The 19,068-nt window shown below is 74.3% G+C and carries 21 protein-coding genes and 1 pseudogene; 15 read left to right on the forward strand and 7 right to left on the reverse strand.

Annotation, left to right across the window (positions count from 1 at the left end; all coding sequences use genetic code 11):
- Positions 1–159: 159 nt before the first annotated feature.
- The 5 genes from FB454_RS21400 (at position 160) to FB454_RS21420 (ending at position 4,902) form a co-directional block, all read left to right on the forward strand.
- Positions 160–909 carry a lytic polysaccharide monooxygenase gene (locus FB454_RS21400; RefSeq protein WP_013286166.1) on the forward strand — a complete coding sequence of 250 codons (750 nt, stop codon included), beginning with the start codon at positions 160–162 and terminating at the stop codon, positions 907–909.
- Positions 894–1,526: a DUF305 domain-containing protein gene (locus tag FB454_RS21405; protein WP_030272465.1), complete on the forward strand. Its 633-nt coding sequence runs from the start codon at positions 894–896 to the stop codon at positions 1,524–1,526. The genes FB454_RS21400 and FB454_RS21405 overlap by 16 nt, the downstream gene beginning before the upstream one ends.
- A gap of 327 nt (positions 1,527–1,853) precedes the next feature.
- Complete coding sequence (locus tag FB454_RS21410; RefSeq protein WP_145823341.1) at positions 1,854–3,443, forward strand: DHA2 family efflux MFS transporter permease subunit; 1,590 nt, start codon at positions 1,854–1,856, stop codon at positions 3,441–3,443.
- Between the two features lie 128 nt (positions 3,444–3,571).
- On the forward strand, positions 3,572–3,796 hold the full coding sequence (locus FB454_RS21415) for a hypothetical protein (protein ID WP_013286169.1): 225 nt from the start codon (positions 3,572–3,574) through the stop codon (positions 3,794–3,796).
- 35 nt (positions 3,797–3,831) lie between these two features.
- Positions 3,832–4,902, forward strand: a complete 1,071-nt coding sequence (locus tag FB454_RS21420; RefSeq protein ID WP_013286170.1) for a PIN domain-containing protein — start codon at positions 3,832–3,834, stop codon at positions 4,900–4,902.
- Positions 4,903–5,538: 636 nt separating this feature from the next.
- On the opposite strand, the gene FB454_RS21425 is transcribed toward FB454_RS21420, so the two are convergent.
- Complete coding sequence (locus FB454_RS21425) at positions 5,539–6,807, reverse strand: hypothetical protein (RefSeq protein WP_486485437.1); 1,269 nt, start codon at positions 6,805–6,807, stop codon at positions 5,539–5,541.
- 90 nt (positions 6,808–6,897) lie between these two features.
- Here FB454_RS21425 and FB454_RS21430 point away from each other — a divergent pair, with 90 nt between their 5' ends.
- Together FB454_RS21430 and FB454_RS21435 are read left to right on the forward strand one after the other, a co-directional pair.
- Positions 6,898–7,371 (forward strand): molybdenum cofactor biosysynthesis protein, encoded by a 474-nt coding sequence (locus FB454_RS21430; RefSeq protein ID WP_013476911.1) that lies wholly within the window; start codon positions 6,898–6,900, stop codon positions 7,369–7,371.
- 148 nt (positions 7,372–7,519) lie between these two features.
- A complete protein-coding gene (locus FB454_RS21435) occupies positions 7,520–8,083 on the forward strand; it encodes a sigma-70 family RNA polymerase sigma factor (protein WP_145823342.1) in 564 nt (187 codons plus the stop codon).
- Between the two features lie 150 nt (positions 8,084–8,233).
- On the opposite strand, the gene FB454_RS21440 is transcribed toward FB454_RS21435, so the two are convergent.
- Positions 8,234–8,968: a zf-HC2 domain-containing protein gene (locus FB454_RS21440; protein WP_145823343.1), complete on the reverse strand. Its 735-nt coding sequence runs from the start codon at positions 8,966–8,968 to the stop codon at positions 8,234–8,236.
- Between the two features lie 137 nt (positions 8,969–9,105).
- On the opposite strand from FB454_RS21440, the gene FB454_RS21445 reads away from it, so the two are divergent.
- Genes FB454_RS21445 through FB454_RS21455 form a run of 3 tightly spaced genes read left to right on the forward strand, consistent with a single transcriptional unit; the run spans position 9,106 to position 11,816 of the window.
- Positions 9,106–10,308: a D-arabinono-1,4-lactone oxidase gene (locus tag FB454_RS21445; protein WP_145823344.1), complete on the forward strand. Its 1,203-nt coding sequence runs from the start codon at positions 9,106–9,108 to the stop codon at positions 10,306–10,308.
- Positions 10,305–10,682 carry a sensory rhodopsin transducer gene (locus FB454_RS21450; RefSeq protein WP_013286176.1) on the forward strand — a complete coding sequence of 126 codons (378 nt, stop codon included), beginning with the start codon at positions 10,305–10,307 and terminating at the stop codon, positions 10,680–10,682. The genes FB454_RS21445 and FB454_RS21450 overlap by 4 nt, the downstream gene beginning before the upstream one ends.
- 54 nt (positions 10,683–10,736) lie before the next feature.
- On the forward strand, positions 10,737–11,816 hold the full coding sequence (locus FB454_RS21455) for an FUSC family protein (protein WP_255368005.1): 1,080 nt from the start codon (positions 10,737–10,739) through the stop codon (positions 11,814–11,816).
- A gap of 9 nt (positions 11,817–11,825) precedes the next feature.
- On the opposite strand, the pseudogene FB454_RS21460 reads toward FB454_RS21455, so the two are convergent.
- A pseudogene (locus FB454_RS21460) lies at positions 11,826–12,080 on the reverse strand (AMP-binding enzyme); the annotation flags it as partial.
- 52 nt (positions 12,081–12,132) lie between these two features.
- On the opposite strand from FB454_RS21460, the gene FB454_RS21465 reads away from it, so the two are divergent.
- Complete coding sequence (locus FB454_RS21465; RefSeq protein ID WP_145823346.1) at positions 12,133–13,260, forward strand: CoA transferase; 1,128 nt, start codon at positions 12,133–12,135, stop codon at positions 13,258–13,260.
- 15 nt (positions 13,261–13,275) lie between these two features.
- On the opposite strand, the gene FB454_RS21470 is transcribed toward FB454_RS21465, so the two are convergent.
- Together FB454_RS21470 and FB454_RS21475 are read right to left on the reverse strand one after the other, a co-directional pair.
- Complete coding sequence (locus FB454_RS21470; RefSeq protein ID WP_114920323.1) at positions 13,276–13,692, reverse strand: ASCH domain-containing protein; 417 nt, start codon at positions 13,690–13,692, stop codon at positions 13,276–13,278.
- A 17-nt stretch (positions 13,693–13,709) separates the two neighbouring features.
- A complete protein-coding gene (locus tag FB454_RS21475; RefSeq protein WP_145823347.1) occupies positions 13,710–14,729 on the reverse strand; it encodes an aldo/keto reductase in 1,020 nt (339 codons plus the stop codon).
- 149 nt (positions 14,730–14,878) lie between these two features.
- Between FB454_RS21475 and FB454_RS21480 the strand changes: the two genes are divergently transcribed.
- Positions 14,879–15,454, forward strand: coding sequence for a TetR/AcrR family transcriptional regulator (locus FB454_RS21480; RefSeq protein WP_114920325.1), 576 nt, complete (start codon positions 14,879–14,881; stop codon positions 15,452–15,454).
- A gap of 8 nt (positions 15,455–15,462) precedes the next feature.
- Here FB454_RS21480 and FB454_RS21485 read toward each other — a convergent pair whose 3' ends face one another.
- The gene (locus FB454_RS21485; protein ID WP_091328133.1) at positions 15,463–16,371 is read right to left on the reverse strand and encodes an alpha/beta hydrolase family protein; all 909 of its coding nucleotides are present in this window, start codon (positions 16,369–16,371) and stop codon (positions 15,463–15,465) included.
- Positions 16,372–16,479: 108 nt separating this feature from the next.
- On the opposite strand from FB454_RS21485, the gene FB454_RS21490 reads away from it, so the two are divergent.
- Positions 16,480–17,016 carry a GNAT family N-acetyltransferase gene (locus FB454_RS21490; protein ID WP_145823348.1) on the forward strand — a complete coding sequence of 179 codons (537 nt, stop codon included), beginning with the start codon at positions 16,480–16,482 and terminating at the stop codon, positions 17,014–17,016.
- 1 nt (position 17,017) lies between these two features.
- On the opposite strand, the gene FB454_RS21495 is transcribed toward FB454_RS21490, so the two are convergent.
- Complete coding sequence (locus FB454_RS21495; RefSeq protein WP_030272444.1) at positions 17,018–17,428, reverse strand: MmcQ/YjbR family DNA-binding protein; 411 nt, start codon at positions 17,426–17,428, stop codon at positions 17,018–17,020.
- A gap of 166 nt (positions 17,429–17,594) precedes the next feature.
- On the opposite strand from FB454_RS21495, the gene FB454_RS21500 reads away from it, so the two are divergent.
- On the forward strand, positions 17,595–18,710 hold the full coding sequence (locus FB454_RS21500) for a WD40/YVTN/BNR-like repeat-containing protein (protein WP_013286185.1): 1,116 nt from the start codon (positions 17,595–17,597) through the stop codon (positions 18,708–18,710).
- The gene (locus FB454_RS21505) at positions 18,707–19,003 is read left to right on the forward strand and encodes a MoaD/ThiS family protein (RefSeq protein ID WP_013286186.1); all 297 of its coding nucleotides are present in this window, start codon (positions 18,707–18,709) and stop codon (positions 19,001–19,003) included. The genes FB454_RS21500 and FB454_RS21505 overlap by 4 nt, the downstream gene beginning before the upstream one ends.
- Positions 19,004–19,068: the final 65 nt, after the last annotated feature.

Below are 19,068 nucleotides of genomic sequence, written 5' to 3' on the forward strand. Positions count from 1 at the left end.
CACGAACGACGATCGGCTCCGCGCGGCGAGCCATCGATGAGGATCATACGCCCGGCGCGGGGGAGTGCAGGGCTTAATTTATAGACAGGAGTCTTTACTGTTAACAATGTTTAATTTATGTTCGGGGCACCTTCCGTTCCCCCCGAAGGAGTTGCCACCATGCGCCGAAGAATCACCCTCCCGCTGCTCACCGCCGGTGCCGTCACCGGGACGCTGGCGCTCGCCGCGCCCGCGCAGGCCCACGGCTACGTCTCCTCGCCGCCCAGCCGGCAGGCGCTCTGCGCGCAGAACCGGGTGCCCGACTGCGGTCAGATCAAGTACGAGCCGCAGAGCGTCGAGGGCCCCAAGGGCCTGCGCAGCTGCCACGCCGGCATCGCCCAGTTCGCGGTGCTCAACGACGACAGCCGCAACTGGCCGGCCACCTCGGTCGGCAGCACCGTCACGTTCACCTGGGTCAACACCGCCCGGCACGCCACCGCCAACTGGGAGTACTGGATTGGCGGCACCCGGGTCGCCGTGGTCGACGGCGGTGGCCGCCAGCCCGGCGCGACCGTGTCGCACACCGTCAACCTCGGCGGCTTCTCCGGCCGGCAGAAGCTGCTCGCCATCTGGAACATCTCCGACACCGCCAACGCGTTCTACTCCTGCGTCGACCTCCAGATCGGCGGCGGAGGCGGCAACCCGACCCCGCCGCCCACCCCGACCGCGGCGCCCACCACGCCCGCGCCCTCGCCCACGCCCACCCGGACCAGCACCCCGGCACCGGGCGGCACGTGGACCGCCGGGCGGGCGTACCAGGTCGGTGACACGGTCACCTACGACGGCCGTAGCTACCGCTGCCGCCAGGCGCACACCGCCATCGCCGGCTGGGAACCGCCGAACGTACCGGCGCTGTGGCAGCAGATCTGAGCCCGCGTACCCGCGCGGTGGAGCCGGCCGGTCCCCGGCTCCGCCGCGCGTCCGCCGCGGCCCTGCTCGGCGTGGCGCTGGCCCTGCCCGGGTGCGGCGGCCCACCGGCCGCCGATCCGTCCCCGCCGGTCCCGTCCGCCACGACCTCGGTCCCGGCCGGCGCGGACGCCACTGTCAGCGGGATCGACGCGCTGTTCCTGGCCATGATGGTGGCGCACACCGAGCAGACGCTGGAGATCGTCCGGCTCGGCCTAGACCGGGCCACCGACCCGCGGATCCGCACGCTGATCGCCGCCGTCCGGGCCACCGAGACCGACGAACTGGCCACCATGCGCGGCTGGCTGCGCGAGGCCGGCCCGTCGGCCGCCGCCGCGGCCGCCCGGCACGACCACTCCGGGCACAGCGAGGCCGCCGCCGGACTGGCCCGGCTGCGCGCCGCCGCGCCCGCCGACGCCGACCGGGTGCTGCTCGACGTGCTCAGCCGGCACCAGCGCACCGCGGCCGACCTGGCCCGCGCCCAGGTCGCCGCCGGGACCAGCGAGCGGGTACGCGACCTCGCCCGCCGCATCGACCGTTCGCGTACGGCCGAGGTCGACCTGATGGCCGGCCTGGGCTGATCGGCGGCGTGCCGAAGCGCCGGAGCTGCCCGGACGGGGCATGACCTTCGTCACGGTCGTCGCCGGCCGTGACCGGCTCGACAAGAGCGGCGAATCGGCGCGCACCAGCCCTTTCCGCGAGCCGCCGGAGCGGATCGGCGCCGGCGGCGCGGCCGGTTCGCGTGCCGCCGCGGTTCTCCCGTCGGCAAAACCGGCCGCGCCTCGTCCCAGGTCATGGCTACGCTGTCGCCCGGACGCCGCCCCGCCGCGCGTTCCGCCCGCGCTCCGCAGACGGCGCGCGGCGCCGCCGCCGACACCCAGTGCCGGACCGGATCCAGGAGACCGTCAGTGACCCAGCAACCCGTCGCGACGTCGACGAAGCTCGACGCCGCCGTACTCAAGGTGGCCGGCGTCGTCGTGCTCGGTGCGATCATGTCGATCCTCGACGTGACAGTCGTCAGCGTGGCGCTGCCGACGTTCCAGAGCGAGTTCGACGCCACGTACGCCCGCGTCGCGTGGACCATGACCGGCTACACGCTCGCGCTCGCCACGGTGATCCCGCTCAGCGGCTGGGCCGCCGACCGGTTCGGCACGAAACGCCTCTACATGGTGGCGTTGGCGTTGTTCACCATCGGCTCGGGGCTGTGCGCCACGGCCGACTCGATCGGCGAGCTGATCGCCTGGCGGGTGATCCAGGGCCTCGGCGGCGGCATGCTCATGCCGCTCGGCATGACGATCATGACCCGGGCCGCCGGCCCGCACCGCATCGGCCGCCTGATGGCCGTGCTCGGCATCCCGATGCTGCTCGGCCCGATCACCGGCCCGATCCTCGGCGGCTGGCTGATCGACGTCGCGAGCTGGCACTGGATCTTCCTGATCAACCTGCCGATCGGCGTGGTCGCCCTGGTCTACGCCCAGCTCGCCCTGCCCAGGGACAACGCCGAGCCGTCCGAGTCGTTCGACTTCCTCGGCATGCTCATGCTCTCGCCGGGTCTGGCGCTGTTCCTCTACGGCATCTCCACGCTGCCCGAGACCGGCACCGTCGCCGACACCAAGGTCTGGCTGCCGATGCTCGCCGGCGGCGCGCTCGTGGTCGCCTTCGTGCTCTACTCGTTCCGGCCCCGGCACCCGCTGCTCGACCTGCGGCTGTTCCGCAACCGCAACCTGACCATCGCCACCGTCACCATGTTCGTGTTCATCATCGCGTTCATGGGCGCGGGCCTGCTGTTCCCCAGCTACTTCCTCCAGGTGCGCGGCGAGACGACGCTGACCGCGGGCCTGCTGATCGCGCCGCAGGGCATCGGCGCGATGCTGACCATGCCGATCGCCGGCATGCTCGCCGACCGCGTGCCGGTCGGCCGGACGGTGCCGTTCGCGCTCGTGCTCATCGCAGCCGGGTTCTTCACCTTCACCCAGCTCGGCACCGACACGTCGTACTGGCTGCTCTGCGGCTCGCTGTTCGTGATGGGCCTCGGCATGGGCGGCACGATGATGCCGATCATGACCTCGGCGCTGAAGACGCTCAGCGCGGCGGAGGTGGCGCGCGGCTCCACGCTCGTCAACATCCTCCAGCAGATCGGCGGCTCGGTCGGCGCCGCGGTCATGTCGGTCATCCTCACCAGCGAGCTGAACGGCTCCCGGCCGATCCCCGGCGTCACCGACCCGGCCACCGGCGCCCCGCTGACCGAGGCCCAGCTCGCCATCGCCTCCCAGCAGCAGCCCGAGCTGATTCAGCAGTTCCCGGTGCCGCCGTCGCTGATCGAGCGTGGGCTCGACTACGCGGCGAACTCCTTCTCCACCACGTTCTGGGTCGCCTTCGGTCTGGTGCTGCTGACCTTCATTCCGGCCGCGTTCCTGCCCCGCCGCCGCGAGCCGTCGCACCTGCTCGACGGCGACCCGGGCGAGGACAAGCGTCCGGTGCCGGTCCCGATCCACTGACCGCCGCCGTGACCCGGGGCCGGACGCAGAAGCGTCCGGCCCCGGGCCGTTTGCGGCGCCGCGATCCGCCACCCCGGCGACGGCCGGCGCCTAGGATCGGAGGCGGAACCGGAGGAAGGCGGGCCAGCGTGAGCGCAGACGACGCGCAGCGGTCGGCGCGACGGCGTAACCGGCTGCTGCTGGCGGGCCTGCTCGCCGTTGTCGGGCTGATCCTGCTGCTGCTCGGCCTCACCGTCGCCACCGGCACGGTCGCGGGCGTCGAGGTGGTACTCGCGCTGTTGCTGCTGGTGACCAGCTACGCGATCCAGCGGGTGGCCCGCCGCGAGACCGTCTACCGCGACGAGCGGCGCTGACCGGTCCGGCGTTCCGGCCGGGCTAGGCTGCCACCGTGGATCACGAAGATCGCATCGCGCTGTTCCTCGACTACGAGAACCTCGCCTTGGGCGTACGGGACCATCACGGCGGCCGCCCGTTCGACTTCCGGCCGATCGCCGACGCGCTCGCCGAGCGGGGACGCGTGGTGGTACGCCGGGCGTACGCGGACTGGTCGTACTTCGACGAGGACCGGCGCATGCTCACCCGCTCACACGTCGAGCTGATCGAGATCCCGCAGCGGATGGGCGCCTCGCGCAAGAACGCCGCCGACATCAAGATGGCGGTGGACGCGGTCGAGCTTGCGTTCGAGCGCGGCTACATCTCCACGTTCGTGATCTGCACCGGGGACAGCGACTTCACCCCGCTCGTGCACAAGCTGCGCGAACTCAACAAGCGGGTGATCGGCGTCGGGGTGGAGAAGTCCACCTCCGCGCTGCTGCCGCCGGCCTGCGACGAGTTCCTCTACTACGACCGCCTCGAAGGCGTGGACGTACCGCCACCGGCCGCCCGCCGCTCGCGCCCGGCCCGGCCCTCACCGGCGGAGCCGGCGCCCGAGCCCGTGGTGGTGACCGCGGCCGAGGAGGAGTCGGCGCGGGACGTCGACACGCTCGCCGTGCAGCTCGTGCAGACAGTGGCCGGCATGCAGGGCAGCTCCAGCGGCGACGTGACCGCCTCCGCGCTCAAGCGCGCCCTGCTCCGCAAGGATCCCACGTTCAGCGAGTCCGACTACGGCTTCCGTACCTTCGGGGAACTGCTGCGCCACCTCGCGGCGCACAACGTGGTCGAGCTGGCCGCCGGGCCCGCCAAGGGCGACCCGGAGGTGTCACTTCCCGAGCAGGGCGACCGGGAGGTCGCGTTCGGGCTGCTCCGCTCCGTGGTGGTGGACCTCGCCGCGGACGGCGGAGCGGTGGCGCTGTCCGGGCTGAAGGACCAGCTCCGGCGCGCCCGGCCCGACTTCAGCGAGAAGAAGCTGGGCTACCGCAGCTTCCTCCAGTTCTGCAAGGCCGCCGCGACGGGCGGCGCGGTGGAGTTGCGCTGGAGCCCGGACGACGGCGACTACCTCCTCACTCCCCAGACCCCCTGACCCACTCCGCCCGCCCCGCCCCGCCCCGCCCCTCGCCCCCGCCTTCGCCTCCGCGATCTTGCACTTACCGACCTCCGAAAGCGGGATGAATCGCCTATCCCGAGGGCAGCAAGTGCAAGATCGACGGGCGCGGGGCGCGGGGCGCGGGGCGCGGGGCGCGGGGCGCGGGGCGCGGGGCTTGAGGGCTTGAGGGCTTGAGGGCTTGAGGGCTTGAGGGCTCGAGGGCTCGAGGGCTCGAGGGGATGGGATCGGGCGGCGAGGGGATGCAGCGGTGGGACGTGGCTGCGGGAAGGGCTGCGCCGGCGGGCCACGGCGCTGACCGATCTTCCCCACCTGGGACACCAGCTTGATCCACGCCAGCTCGCTTGATCCACGCCAGCTCGCTTGATCCACGCCAGCTCGCTTGATCCACGCCAGCTCGCCGAGGTGGCGGGGTCCGAGCCGGCCGGATGCCGCCACCTCGGCGTAATGGTGTCGATCAAGCGGCCGCCACGGGTGCGATCAAGCAGTCGCCGCGGCAACCGCCTGGGCACAGCCGACCAGCAGCCCGGGCGCGGCCACCTCGTTCGCCGTCCTCGACCGGTACGCCGAGGGCGGCGGCACCTTCATCCCCGGCTGGCACTCGACTCCGCGGGGTCAGGAGAGGGCCGCGTCCACCTGGGCTGTCGCGCCGAGCCTTACGGCCAGGCCGAGCCGTCGGCCCACCTGGCCCACCAGGTCCAGCAGGGCCGCCTCGGATGAGGCGGTCGGGCTCGGGTCGCCGGTGGGACCGGGCTCTCCGGTCGGATCCGGGTCGCTCGTCGGGCTCGCGGTCGGTGCCGGAGTCACCTGGTCGGCGGGAGGGCTGGGCGGCTCGACGGGCGGCGACGAGCGGTCGCCGACCCGTGCCGGCGGCGACCCGGCGACGGGCGGTGCGGTGGTGAGGACCCGCGCCCCGGACTCTGCGGTCGCGTTCGGGAGGCGCTTCGGTGGCGGCGCGGGCCGGGTCGGCCGGACCACCGACGACGACGGGTCGACCGGAGTCGCCACGGGCGGCACCCCGGGCGGCACCCCGGGCGCGGGCGGTGCGGCCGTGGCGGCGGGCGCGGTCGCCTGTCCGTGCGCCGGATCGGTCTGCCCGGCTGTCGCCGTCCAGGTGCCGGCGGAGGTGACGCCCAGCAGCACGGCCGCCGCCGCGACGCCCGCCGCGGCCAGCCGCTGGGGGAGTGCCCGGTCGGCCGGGGCGTCCCACGGGCCGAGCGGCCGGGGAGGCCGGGGCCGGGCAGCCCGGTGGGCGGACCGCAGCGCCTCGACGTCCTCGACGACCGCCTGCCGTGTGCCGGTGGCACCGGCGTGGGCGAGGGTGAGGTAGAACCTGGTGTTCGCCGCGCCCGGGGCCGGTACGCGCAGGCCCGCCGGGGCGCCGCCGTCGGCGTCGTGCAGCAGGGTGACCGGACGGTCCGGGTGGTGCCCGAGGCCGCGCACGTCCCGCAGCGGCCAGTCCCGCCGGGCGTTCTGCCCGGCGAAGGCCACCCGCCGGTCGGTCACCACGGCGGTGCCGCTGTCCACCACGCGCAGTCCCGCCGGCAGCGGGCCGTGGGACGGGTCGAGACAACCGGCGAGCGTGCGGCCCGGCACCGGCAGCCCGGGCAGGTGCCGGGCCGTCGCCTCGACCAGGTCGACTGTGGGCAGGATGCGGTAGACGACCTCGCCGTCGTCCAGCGGCACCGGCAGCGCGGTGCCGGGCAGTGGGCAGCCGTGGAAGCCCGCCGCTTCCATCGACAGCCGGTCGAGGTGGTCGGCGCGGCGGCGCCAGGTCCGGGCCGCCGTCTCGTACGCCTGGCGCCCGCGCTCGTTCTCGCGCCGCGCCCAGGCCAGTCGCCGCTGCGGATGAGCCCCGATCGCGTCGGGTCGCCTCGCCGTCACACCTGGTACAACGCCCTGCGGAGGGCGCGGATACGTGAGCGCGGCTATCGTCCGGTTTGGCGGTGGTATGCCCCCGATTAGACTTCGCGCATGCCGCGGATCGTCCAGTTGCTGGCCTCACCCGTGCACCGGTACGTGGGCCGCCCGGCGGACGGACCCGCCCCCGCGCCACCGGGCGAGCTGGTGGACCGGGTGGAGCTACGCGCCGGGCTCGGCATCGTCGGTGACCGCTACTTCGGCCGTCCCGCGCACCGTCAGGCGAGCGTCACGCTGATCGCGCGGGAGTCGCTGCCGCCCGGCGCGGACCTCACCCAGCTGCGGCGCAACGTGCTCACCGAGGGCATCCCGGTGGACGATCTGGTCGGGCGCGTGCTCACGCTCGACTCCGGCGACGGCCCGGTCCGGCTGCGGGTGCACCGGGCCGCCCCGCCCTGCGCCTGGCTCGACGTGGTGGTCGCCCCCGGCACGTGGAAGGCGATGCGCCGCCGCGGCGGCGTCCGGTGCTCGCCGCTCACCGACGGCGTCCTGCGGGTCGGGCCGGTCACCGTCTCCGTCGACGACTGACAGCGAGGGAACTTTCCTGACCCGCCGGCCGACCAACCGGGGGCGACCGGACTCCGGCGCCGGCAGGAGGGACGCCACTGATGAACCGAGCGGGGCGCGCATCCGTACCGTCCGGCATGAGCATGCCGGACCGGCGGGCCGGCCGCGGATGGGCCCGGACGACGACGAGCAGGTGACCGGGTGGGCACGACGCGCCGCCCGGGGTGACCAGCTGGCCGCTGCCGCGTTCGTCAGGGCCCTCCAGGCGCCGGTGTGGCGTTTCCTCGCCCACCTGGCCGGGCCCGCCGAGGCCGACGACCTGGCCCAGGAGACCTTCCTGCGCGCGCTGCGCAGCCTGCCCGGCTTCGCGGGCCGGTCGTCGGCGCGTACCTGGATCTTCACGATCGCCCGCCGGGTCGCGGTGGACCACGTGCGGGCGGCGACCGCCCGGCCCCGGGTCGCGGCGCTGCCGGACTGGCAGGCCGCCGCGGAGGCGGCCGGCGCGGTGACCGGCGGCGGGGAGGACGGGGTGGTGCTGCGCGGTCTCATCGCCACGCTGGCGCCGGACCGGCGGGAGGCGTTCGTGGCCACCCAGGTGCTCGGTCTGTCCTACGCCGAGGCGGCCGAGGTGTGCGGATGCCCGGTGGGCACCATCCGCTCCCGCGTGGCCCGCGCCCGGGAGGACCTGGTCGCCGCCTGGTCCGGCGACGCCCGAGACCGCCGGGCGCGCTGACGCCCGCGACCGCCGGGCGCGCTGACACCACGACCGCCGAGACCGCTGAGACACGACCGCCGAGGCCTGCGGGGCCCGCGACCGGCCGGGGCCCGACCGCGCCCGAGGGCCGCAGGGACGCCGCGACCCGGAGACCCGCGCCGCGGGCCGTCAGGCGGCGCGCCGGTCGCGGGCCTGTACGGGGTACGGGCCGGGCGGCACCAGCCGCAGCGCCGGCGCGGCCGGTTCCTCGGTCGGCAGCGCCCACCGGGATCCGTCCGGCCGACGCTGACCGGGCGGGGTGTCGCCGGGGCGCCGGCCGAGGCGGGACAGCACCAGCATCACGGCCCAGCCGACCAGCAGGAAACCGTGGCTGACCAGCCGGGTCATCGCCACCTGCCCGGTGATCAGGTCGTTCACCGACAGCAGCACGAGCGTGGCGACGAACGCGCTGAGCATCGGCAGCAGGCCGGACGGGGCGGACCGGCGCGCGGCCACGTAGAGGAACCCGGCGCCGACCGCGACGTTCCACGCCGCCGACTCGTGCCACAGGTGCTGGCCGGAGGTGTGCGCGTGGGTGACGACCGCCTCCCGGCCGATCTGGGCCAGGCCGAGTACGAGCTGCACCGCGCCGAGCAGCCCGAGCGCCCCGCGCAGCCCGAGCGTGATCCGGTGGCGGCGGCTGGGCCGGGGCGGGGGAGCGGCGGCCAGGACCGCGTCGACCAGGTCGGGCACCCGCGGGGCGAGCTGCGTACGGGCCCGCCGGGTCACCGACGCGGCCGAGTCGAACCAGCCGCGGCAGCCGGCGCAGCCGGTCAGGTGCGCCTCGGCCGCCTCGATCTCCGACTCGGACGCCTCACCGTCCAGCTGTGCCGACAGGATCTCCCGCCACTGCTCACACACCATGTAGGGATAGTCGTCGGGAGCGCCGCGCTGGTTCCCGGCGGGGTGCGGGTCACGCCGGGCCGCCCGGCGGCGGCGGTCACGGCGCGGCGGCGACTACCCCGGGCGGGCACGGGTAAGCCGGTCGGGGAGGGGCCGCTGTGACACGCGAATTCGTGAACTGGTCCGGCAGTCTCCGCTTCACGCCGGCGGACCGGGCCGAGCCGGCCGACGAGGCCGAGGTGTGCGACCTGGTGCGCCGTGCCCGGGCCACCGGCGCCACCATCCGTCCGGTCGGTTCGGGGCACTCGTCCAGCCCGCTGGTGCGTACCGACGGGATCCTGCTCGGCCTGGACCGGCTGTCCGGCGTGATCTCCGACGACGGGCGGCTCGCGACCGCGTGGGCCGGCACCAAGCTCCGGGCGCTCGGCGAGGGGCTCTACGACGCCGGGCTGGCCATGGACAACCTGGGTGACGTCGACTACCAGTCGATCGCCGGGGCGACCGCCACCGGCACCCACGGCACCGGCATCGGCTTCGGGAACCTGAGCACCCAGGTCACCGGCGTACGCCTGGTCACCGGCACCGGCGACGTGCTGGACGTGGACGCGCGCCGCAACCCGGACCTGCTGCCCGCCGTCCGTCTCTCCCTCGGCGTGCTGGGCGTGGTCACCCGGATCACGCTCGACGTGCAGCCGACCTATCAGCTGCACCGCCGCTCCTGGTGCACGCACCTCGACTGGACCCTGGACCACCTCGCCGAACTCCAGCACACCAACCGCAACATGGACTTCTACTGGTACCCGCGCAGTGACCGGACGCAGATCCGGGTGATCAACCGCATCGACACGGACGCCGCGCCGGACCGGGCGGACGTCCGGTTGCCGGACGGCGAGCCCCGGCAGAGCCAGGTCGGGCCGACCCACCGCACCATTCCCCGGGACCGGGAGCTGCGCTTCGAGGAGATCGAGTACATGCTGCCGTCGGAGGCGTTCCCGGCGTGCTTCGCCGAGGTACGCCGCCGGGTGCGCGACCGGCACCGCCGGGTGGCCGCCTGGCGGGTGCTGGTGCGCACCATCGCCGCGGACGACATCTGGCTCAGCAACGCCTACGGCCGGCCCACCACCACGATCGCCTGCCTGCAGAACACCTCACTGCCGTACGAGGAGTACTTCCGGGACGTGGAGGCGGTGTTCCGGCACTACGGCGGGCGCCCGCACTGGGGCAAGAAGCACTGGCTCGGCGCGGGGGAACTGCGTCCCCTCTTTCCCCGCTGGGACGACTTCCAGGCGGTGCGCCGCCGGCTCGACCCGGACGGGGTGTTCCTCACGCCGGACCTGGCCCGGCTGCTGGAGGAGCAGTGAGCGCGCCCGTCGGCGCCCGGGTCTGGGTGGTGCCCGGCGGGCACGTGCCGTTCCCCGCGCACGGCCCGGAACCGGCGTTCACCGCCTTCGACCAGCTCTGCGTGCTCAACGCCGGTGACCGGGACGCCGCTGTGGAACTGGACTTCTACTACCAGGACACCGAGCCGGTGGGGCCGTACCGGCTGCTGGTCGGCGCCCGCCGCATCCGGCACGTACGGGTCAACGACCTGATCGATCCGGAGGCCGTGCGGCTGGACCGCCCGTACGGCTGCGTGCTGCGCTCCCCGGTGCCGGTGGTGGTGCAGTTCCTGCGCCAGGACACCCGGCTGCCCGGTGTGGTGGCGCTGACCGGCACGATGGCGTACCCCGGATGAGATTCGAGCGGTCGGCCGCGGGTACCCCGGTATATGCGGGCTGGCGTCGACCGGGTGCGTGATGCGGGCCTGACCGGCCACCGGAGGCTGCGGACGTACTTCCTCGTGGCGGTCCAGGCCGGCCTGGCCGCGGCGCTGGCCTGGACGGTCGCCCGGGAGGTGCTCGGCAACCCGGACCCGACGTTCGCGCCGGCCGCGGCGGTGAGCGTCATCGCCGCCTCGCTCGGCAACCGCACCCGGCGGACCGTGGAGCTGGTGGCCGGTGTCGTGCTCGGCATCGTCGTCGGTGACCTGCTGGTGAGTCTCCTGGGCACCGGGCCGTGGCAGACCGGCGTGATCGTGTTCCTGGCGGTCACCGCGGCGGTGCTCGTCCGCGGCACCGGCGCCCTCGTCACCCAGGCCGGCGGTACGGCGGTCCTGGTCGCCACGCTGACCCCGGTGTCGCCCGACCTGGAGCTGCCCCGGACCGTCAACGCGCTCGTCGGCGGTGTGGTCGGCCTGCTCGTGGTGCTGGTGATCGCGCCGTTGAACCCGCTGCGCGCGGTCCGCCGCGTCGCCGACCCGGCGCTCGACAGGTTCGCGTGCCAGATGACCGCGTCGGCGGAGGCGCTGGCGCGGGCCGACGTGCGCGCGGCCGACGAGGTGCTGGCCCGGATGCGCGCCGCCGAGGCGGAGCTGGACCAGATCGACGAGATGGTCACCGCCGCCGACGAGGTGGTGCGGTTCTCCCCGGTGCGCTGGCGGCGACGGCGGGCCCTGGCCGCGTACCGGCACGGCGCCGAGCACCTGGACCGGGCGTTCCGCAACAGCCGCGGCATGGTCCGCCGGATCGGCACCACGTTGCGGGACCGGGAGCCGGTGCCGCCGCAGCTACCAGCCGCGCTCGAGCACTTCAGCGAGGCGATCCGGCTGCTGCACCGGGAGTTCCTGGCCGCCGAGGAGCCGGTCGCCGCCCGGGAGCGGGTGCTGCGCGCGGTGCGCGACGCGGGCGAGGCGTGCCGGCAGGACATCGGCTTCTCCGGCACCATCGTGGTCTCGCAGTTGCGGACCGTCGCCAACGACCTGCTGCGCGCCACGGGCGTGCCGCCGGACGAGGCCCGCCGGCTCGTCCGCCGGGCGGCCGCGGCCCGCTGAGGCGGCCGGTCACACCTCGGTCAGCCGGGACTTCTGCACCTTGCCCATCGCGTTGCGGGGCAGCGCGCCGACCAGCCGTACCTGCCGGGGGCGTTTGTGCGCGGACAGGTGCCGCGCCACGAAGTCGATCAGCTCCGTCTCGGCCACTCCGTCGCCCACCACGTACGCGGTCACCTGCTGGCCCAGGTCGGGGTGGGGCGTGCCGACCACCGCGGCCTCCCGGACACCCGGGTGGGCCAGGAGGGCGTCCTCGGCCACCCCTGCCGGGCGTGCCGTCGGGTATGTGTCATCGTGGTCGGCGGCGAGGGAGGGTGGCATGTCGGGTCCGTTGCGCGGGGTGCTGGTCGCCGACTTCTCCCGGATCCTCGCCGGGCCGTACGCGACGATGCTCCTGGCCGACCTCGGCGCGGACGTGGTCAAGGTGGAGGCGCCCGGCGGTGACGACACCCGCGGCTGGCGGCCCCCGGTGCGCGACGACGTGGCCACCTACTACCTGGCGGTCAACCGCAACAAGCGCTCGCTGGTGCTCGACCTGACCGATCCCGGCGACCTGACGCTGGCCCACCGGTTGGCCGACCGGGCCGACGTGCTGATCCAGAACTTCCGTCCGGGCGCGCTGCGCCGCTTCGGCCTCGACCACGGCACGGTCACCGCCCGCAACGCCCGCCTGGTGTACGCCTCGATCAGCGGCTTCGGCGACGCCGGGGGCGCCGACCTGCCGGGGTACGACCTCATGGTGCAGGCCGCCGCCGGGCTGATGAGCCTCACCGGGGACGCGGACGGCCCGCCCTACAAGGCCGGGGTGGCGGTGTTCGACGTGATCGCCGGGCTGCACGCGGCGGTCGGGATCCTGGCCGCGCTGCGGCACCGGGAGGAGACCGGTCGCGGGCAGCACGTCACCGTGGACCTGCTCTCCTCGGCACTGTCCGGGCTGGTCAACCACACCAGCGCGTACGTCGCGGGTGCGGCGGCGCCGCACCGGATGGGCAACGCGCACCCGAGCATCGTGCCGTACGAGCCGCTGCCCACCGCCGACGGCGAGCTGGTGGTGATCGCCGGGAACGACGGCCAGTTCCGTACCCTCTGCGGGGTGCTCGGCGTGCCGGAACTGGCCGACGACGTACGGTTCGGCCGCAACGCCGACCGGGTCGCGCACCGCGACGAGCTGCGCTCGTTGCTGGTGGCGGCGCTGTCCCGGCGCGGCAGCGCGGACTGGTTCGCCGAGCTGCGTGCCGCGGGCGTGCCGTGCAGCCCGATCAACTCGGTGGCCGAGGGGGTGGCGCTGGCTCAAGGGCTCGGCCTGGAGCCGGTGGTGACGGCCGGCGGGGTACCGGGGATCCGGAATCCGATCGGCCTGTCCGGGGCGCCACCTCGCTACGACCTGCCGCCGCCGGAGCTGGACGAGCACGGCGCCGAACTGCGCGCCTGGCTCGCCGCCGAGTGACCAGCCCGGCCGCCGTCAGAGCGTCTCGACCAGCCGGAAGCGTTCCAGCACGGCCGGGGTGTCGTCGTCCACTGTGAACCCGGGGTCGCCGAGCCAGCCACGGTAGTCGTCGCCGTGCCAGAACCGTTCGTGGCCGGCGCGCCAGGCGGCGACCGTCTCGAACCCCTCGCCCTCGTCCCGGGCGTGGTCGAGGTCGACGTCGCCGAGGCGGGCGACGCGGACCTCGACCAGCTCGATCACCACCACCGGCCGGCCGTCGGAGTCGATCACCGCCGAGCGGGTGCCGACGGCCGGTAGCGGCTCACCGTCGATCTCGTAGTCCTGGAGCAGGCCGGTGGTGGTGGTCTTGCTCCCGTCGAGCACCGCGGCGACGAGCTGGTCGCGCAGCGGGCCGGGGAAGGCGAACTCGAACGTGGGCAGCTCGGCGTCCATGCGCGGCAGCGTAGCGGTCAGCGGCGGCGCAGCGCCGGGTCGAGCAGGGCGGGCGGGGTGTCGTACTTCTCCTCCGGGGCCAGGTCGACGCCGGGGGCGACGATCGCGTCGATCGCGTCGAGGACGTCGGCGTCCAGGACGGTGCCCGCGGCGGCGAGCTGGCTGTGCAGGTGTTCCGGCGTGCGCGGACCGATGATCGCGCTGGTCACGGCGGGGTGCGCGGTGACGAAGCCGAGCGCGAGCTGGATCAGCGTGAGTCCTGCTTCGTCGGCGACACCGGCCAGCCGTTCCACCGCGTCGAGCCGGGCCTGGTTGGCCGGGACCGTGGGGTCGAAGCGCTGCGGCATGAACGTGGACCGGTGGGTGGTGATCTCGCGGCCGGCCCGGATCGCCCCGGAGAGCCAGCCCGAGGCGAGCGGGCTCCAGACCAGGACGCCGAGCCCGTAGTGCTGTGTGACCGGCAGGACGTGTGCCTCGATGCCGCGTTGCAGGATCGAGTAGCTGGGCTGCTCGGTGACGTACCGGCCGAGGTGGTGCTCGCGGGCCGCCCACTGCGCCTCGACCAGGCGGTGGGCCGGGTAGGTGGAGGTGCCGAAGTACCGGATCTTGCCGGCCTGCCGCAGGTCGGTCAGCGCCGACAGCGTCTCCTCGTCGCTGGTGGCCGGATCCCAGCGGTGGATCTGGTAGAGGTCCACGTGGTCGACGCCGAGCCGGCGCAGGCTGTCCTCCAGGGCGGTGGCCAGCCAGCGCCGGGAGCCGCCCCGGCGGTTGCGCTCCTCGCCCATGGGCAGGGCGGCCTTCGTCGCCAGCACCACGTCGTCGCGGCGGCCGGCGATCGCCCGGCCGACCATCTCCTCGGAGATCCCGTTGCCGTAGGCGTCGGCGGTGTCGATCAGGTTGATCCCGGCGTCGAGTGCGGCCCCGACGAGCGCGGTGGCCTCGTCCTGGGTGGTGCGCCCGATCGGGCCGAGGTTCATGGCGCCCAGCGCGAGCGTGCTGACCTGTACGCCGGTGCGGCCCAGGGTGCGGTACTGCATGGGGTGTCCCTCCGGTGGCCGCGACGGGCGCGGCCTGACTCGGTGATCTCTCGTCCCGCCTGGCATGATGGCCATGCGGAACATTGCTCCGGTAACGATACGGAACGCTGTTCCGTTTGACAACCGCAGTCCAGGAGAGGACGCCGAACGTGACCGACACCACCGGGCCGGGCCGACGCCGGGCCGACGCGCGGCGCAACCAGCGCTCGCTGCTCGACGCCGCCGCCGCGGTGTTCGTCGCCTCCGGCGTCGAGGCCCCGGTACGCGACATCGCCGCCGCCGCAGGCGTCGGCGTGGGTACGGTCTACCGGCACTTCCCGACCCGCGCCGACCTCGTGGTCGCGGTCTACCGGCACCAGGTCGAGGCGTGCGCCGAAGCCGGCCCGGTCTGCCTGGCGCAGGCACCCACCCCGTACGCCGCGCTGACCCGGTGGATCGACCAGTTCGTCGACCTGCTGGTCACCAAGCACGGGCTCGCCGCGGCGCTGCGCGCGGACAGCGGGCAGTTCGACGCGCTGCACGGTTACTTCGTCGACCGGCTGGTGCCGGTCTGCGCCGCTCTGCTGGACGCCGCGGCCGAGGCCGGCGAGACCCGCCGGGACGTCGACGCGTACCAGCTGCTGCGCGGCGTCGGGAACCTCTGCATCGGCGCGGACAGCGATCCCCGCTACGACGCGCGCCGGCTGGTCGGCCTGCTGCTCGCCGGGCTGCGGTACCGGGACTGACCGCCTGCTCAGCCGGGCGGGCGGTGCGGCGTCGTCGCGCAGCCCGCGGGCGGCAGCCGCCGGTCGAGCCAGTCCAGCAGCACCCGCTCGTACTGCGGGCTGACGCTGTCCAGATCCTCGCCCTCGCCGAGCGTGGGGGCGTGGTCGCAGCCGGCCAGCCGGGCCACCGTCAGCTCGGCGTCGCGCGCCGCCCGCCGCCACACCGCGAGGCTGTCCTCGATCGGGATCCACGCGTCCGTCTCGCCGTAGCAGAGCAGCACCGGGCAGGTCAGCCGCGCCAGCACCGGCGCCGGGTCGTAGTCCATGTCGGTCCAGGTGCCGGGCGTCGCGGGCAGTTCGTTCGGCAGGAACGCCAGCGGGAACCACCGGCGGCGGGCCGCCGCGTCGATCGCCGCCTGCGCCTCCGCGCGCGGCACGTCGCCGCGCTGGAATCCCTCGGCGACGCGGCGCAGCTCGGCCAGCTCGGCGAGGTCGGCCGGGCCGTAGCCGTTGCGGCGGAGCTGCTCGGCGGTGCCGTGGCGCATCTGGACCGCGGGGCTCACCGCGCTGCACCCCACCAGCACCAGGAAGTCGACCGGGTGCCGGACGGCGGTCAGGGCCGCCGCCCACGCGCCCTGGCTGAAACCCCACAGCCCGACCGGCGGCGACCCGACGTGCCGGCGCAGCTCCGCCACGGCCGCCGACGCGTCCTCGGCCTGGTCGGCCAGCGGCACGTCGTGTCCGTCGATCCGAGGGCGGCGGTCGTAGCGCAGCACCGCGATCCCGGCCGGAGGCAGCAGCCGGGCCAGATGGGCGTAGAGGAAGTAGGAGTGCTGCTCGGCGTGCGAGCCGTGCAGCACCACCAGGCCGCCGCGTACCGGCCCGGCCGGCAGGTCGAGGACCGCCGGCAGGCCCGCCGTGCCGACTGTCGTCTCCATGCCGGGCAGTGAACCACGAACCGTCCCGCCCGGTGGTCCCGGCCGCCGTCCGGGACACCCGCGTGCGTACGCTGACCAGGTACGCCGCCGCGACCGTGGAGAACTGCCATGACCAGCCCCGCACCCCGTACCGTCCGGGTCGCCCGTCCCGAGGACGTGGCAGCCCTCGTCGACCTGATCGAGTCGGCGTACCGGGGTGAGCGCAGCCGGCAGGGCTGGACCCACGAGGCGGACCTGCTGGCCGGGCAGCGCACCGACCCGGCGATGGTGACCGCCGCGGTCACCGGCCCGGACGGCGTGGTGCTGGTCGCCGAGCAGGACGGCGACCTGGTGGCCTGCTGCCAGCTGGAGCGCCGCGACGACCACGTCTACTTCGGGATGTTCGCTGTCGCGCCCGGCCGGCAGGGCGGCGGCGTGGGCCGGGATCTGCTGGCCGAGGCCGAGCGCTACGCGGCCGAGCAGTGGCACGCCGGTGAGATGCGGATGACCGTGATCGTCCAGCGCGACGACCTGATCGGCTGGTACGAGCGGCGCGGTTACGTCCGCACCGGCGAGCTGATCCCGTTCCCGTACGGCGACGAGCGGTTCGGCGTGCCGCTGCGGGCGGACCTGGCGTTCGAGACGCTGCGCAAGAAGCTCGGCTGACTCAGCCCGGCCGGTCGACCAGCGCGACCAGTTTCTTCGGGGCCAGCACGCAGTAGCTCTCGGTGAGCAGTTCGGCGACCTCGGTCCAGTCGGTGTCCGCGTCCAGCCGCAGGCCGACCACGTCGGCGGCCCAGTCCGGCTTGAAGAAGTGCGGCCCGGCCGCGAGCAGCCCGGCGATCTCGTCGCCGGGGGAGCGGAACGTCATCACGCAGACCGGCTCGTCGGTCGCCGCGGCCCGTGCGTACGCCGCCTGGTGGCCCGGGTCGACGGTGAGCACGTGGGCGAACGTGCGGCCGCGGACGCGCCACCGGACGCCCACCCAGGCCGCCTCCTCGTAGGTCTCCGGCAGGCCGAGGCAGACCGGCCGCAGGCGGTCGAGGTGCTCGGGCGGGACGTCTCCGGGGCCGGTCATGCGCGCAGGCTAGCCGCACCCCCCGACATTCCGGCCGCACCGGCGTGGCGGCGCCGCCGCCGCCCGCCCGACCGGGAAATGTCGTAGCCGGGGAGTACGACAGCGATGAGTTTCGGTGAGCCGCACGGTCATTGCGGGGAGAACCCCTCGGACGAGAGGACGAGACATGAGCGGCGTACGAGTACTGGTCGGCACGCGCAAGGGCGCGTTCATCCTGACCTCGGACGGCAAGCGCGACGACTGGACCGTCGACGGGCCGCACTTCGGCGGCTGGGAGATCTACCACCTGACAGGTTCGCCTGTCGAACCGGACCGGCTGTACGCGTCCCAGTCCGGCGGCTGGTTCGGGCAGCTGATCCAGCGCTCGGACGACGGCGGCCGGACCTGGACGACGGTCGGCAACGACTTCGCCTACAGCGGCGAGGTGGGGCAGCACCTCTGGTACGACGGCACTCCGCGGCCGTGGGAGTTCAAGCGGATCTGGCACCTGGAGCCCTCCCGCCACGACCCTGACACCGTGTACGCGGGCGGCGAGGACGCCGCCCTCTACCTGTCCACCGACGGCGGCCAGAAGTGGTCCGAGCTGACCGCCCTGCGACAGCACCCGACCGGCCCGTCCTGGCAGCCCGGCGCGGGCGGGATGTGCCTGCACACGATCCTGCTCGACCCGGCCGACCGGGACCGGATCTACGTCGCGATCTCGGCGGCGGGCGCGTTCCGCAGCGACGACGCCGGCGCGAGCTGGCTGCCGATCAACAAGGGGTTGCGCTCGGGCGAGATCCCGGACACCGACTCCGAGGTGGGGCACTGCGTGCACCGGCTCGCCCAGCATCCGTCCCGGCCGGACACGCTGTTCATGCAGAAGCACTGGGACGTCATGCGCACCGACGACGCCGGCGCGAACTGGCGGGAGGTCAGCGGCGACCTGCCGACGGACTTCGGCTTCCCGATCGCGGTGCACGCGCACGAGCCGGAGACGGTCTACGTGGTGCCGATCACCAGCGACTCGCTGCACTACCCGCCGGAGGGCAAACTGCGCGTCTACCGCAGCCGTACCGGCGGTGAGCACTGGGAACCGCTGACCGAAGGGCTGCCGCAGTCGCACTGCTACGTCAACGTGCTGCGCGACGCGATGGCCGTCGACACGCTCGACCCGTGCGGCGTCTACTTCGGCACCACGGGCGGTCAGGTCTACCACTCGGCCGACGGCGGCGACACGTGGGCGCCGATCGTGCGGGACCTGCCGGGCGTGCTCTCGGTCGAGGTCCAGGTGCTGCCGTGATCCGGGTGGTGCTGCCGGCGCACCTGAAGAACCTGGCGCACGTCACCGGCGAGGTCCGCGTCGAGGTGGCCGGGCCGCCCACCCAGCGGGAGGTGCTCGACGCGCTGGAGACCGCGTACCCGATGCTGCTCGGCACGATCCGCGACCGGCACAGCGGGAAGCGCCGGCCGTTCGTCCGCTTCTACGCCTGCGAGCTGGACCTCTCCAACGAGTCCCCGGACGACCCGTTGCCGGAGGAGGTGGTCGCCGGCAAGGAGCCGTTCATCGTGCTCGGCGCGATGGCGGGCGGTTGAGCGGCACGGCCGGTGGTCGAACGGCACGGCCGGGAACCGTGCTCGTCACCGCCACGTCTGACCGG

The organism is Micromonospora sp. CNZ297 (assembly GCF_007827625.1).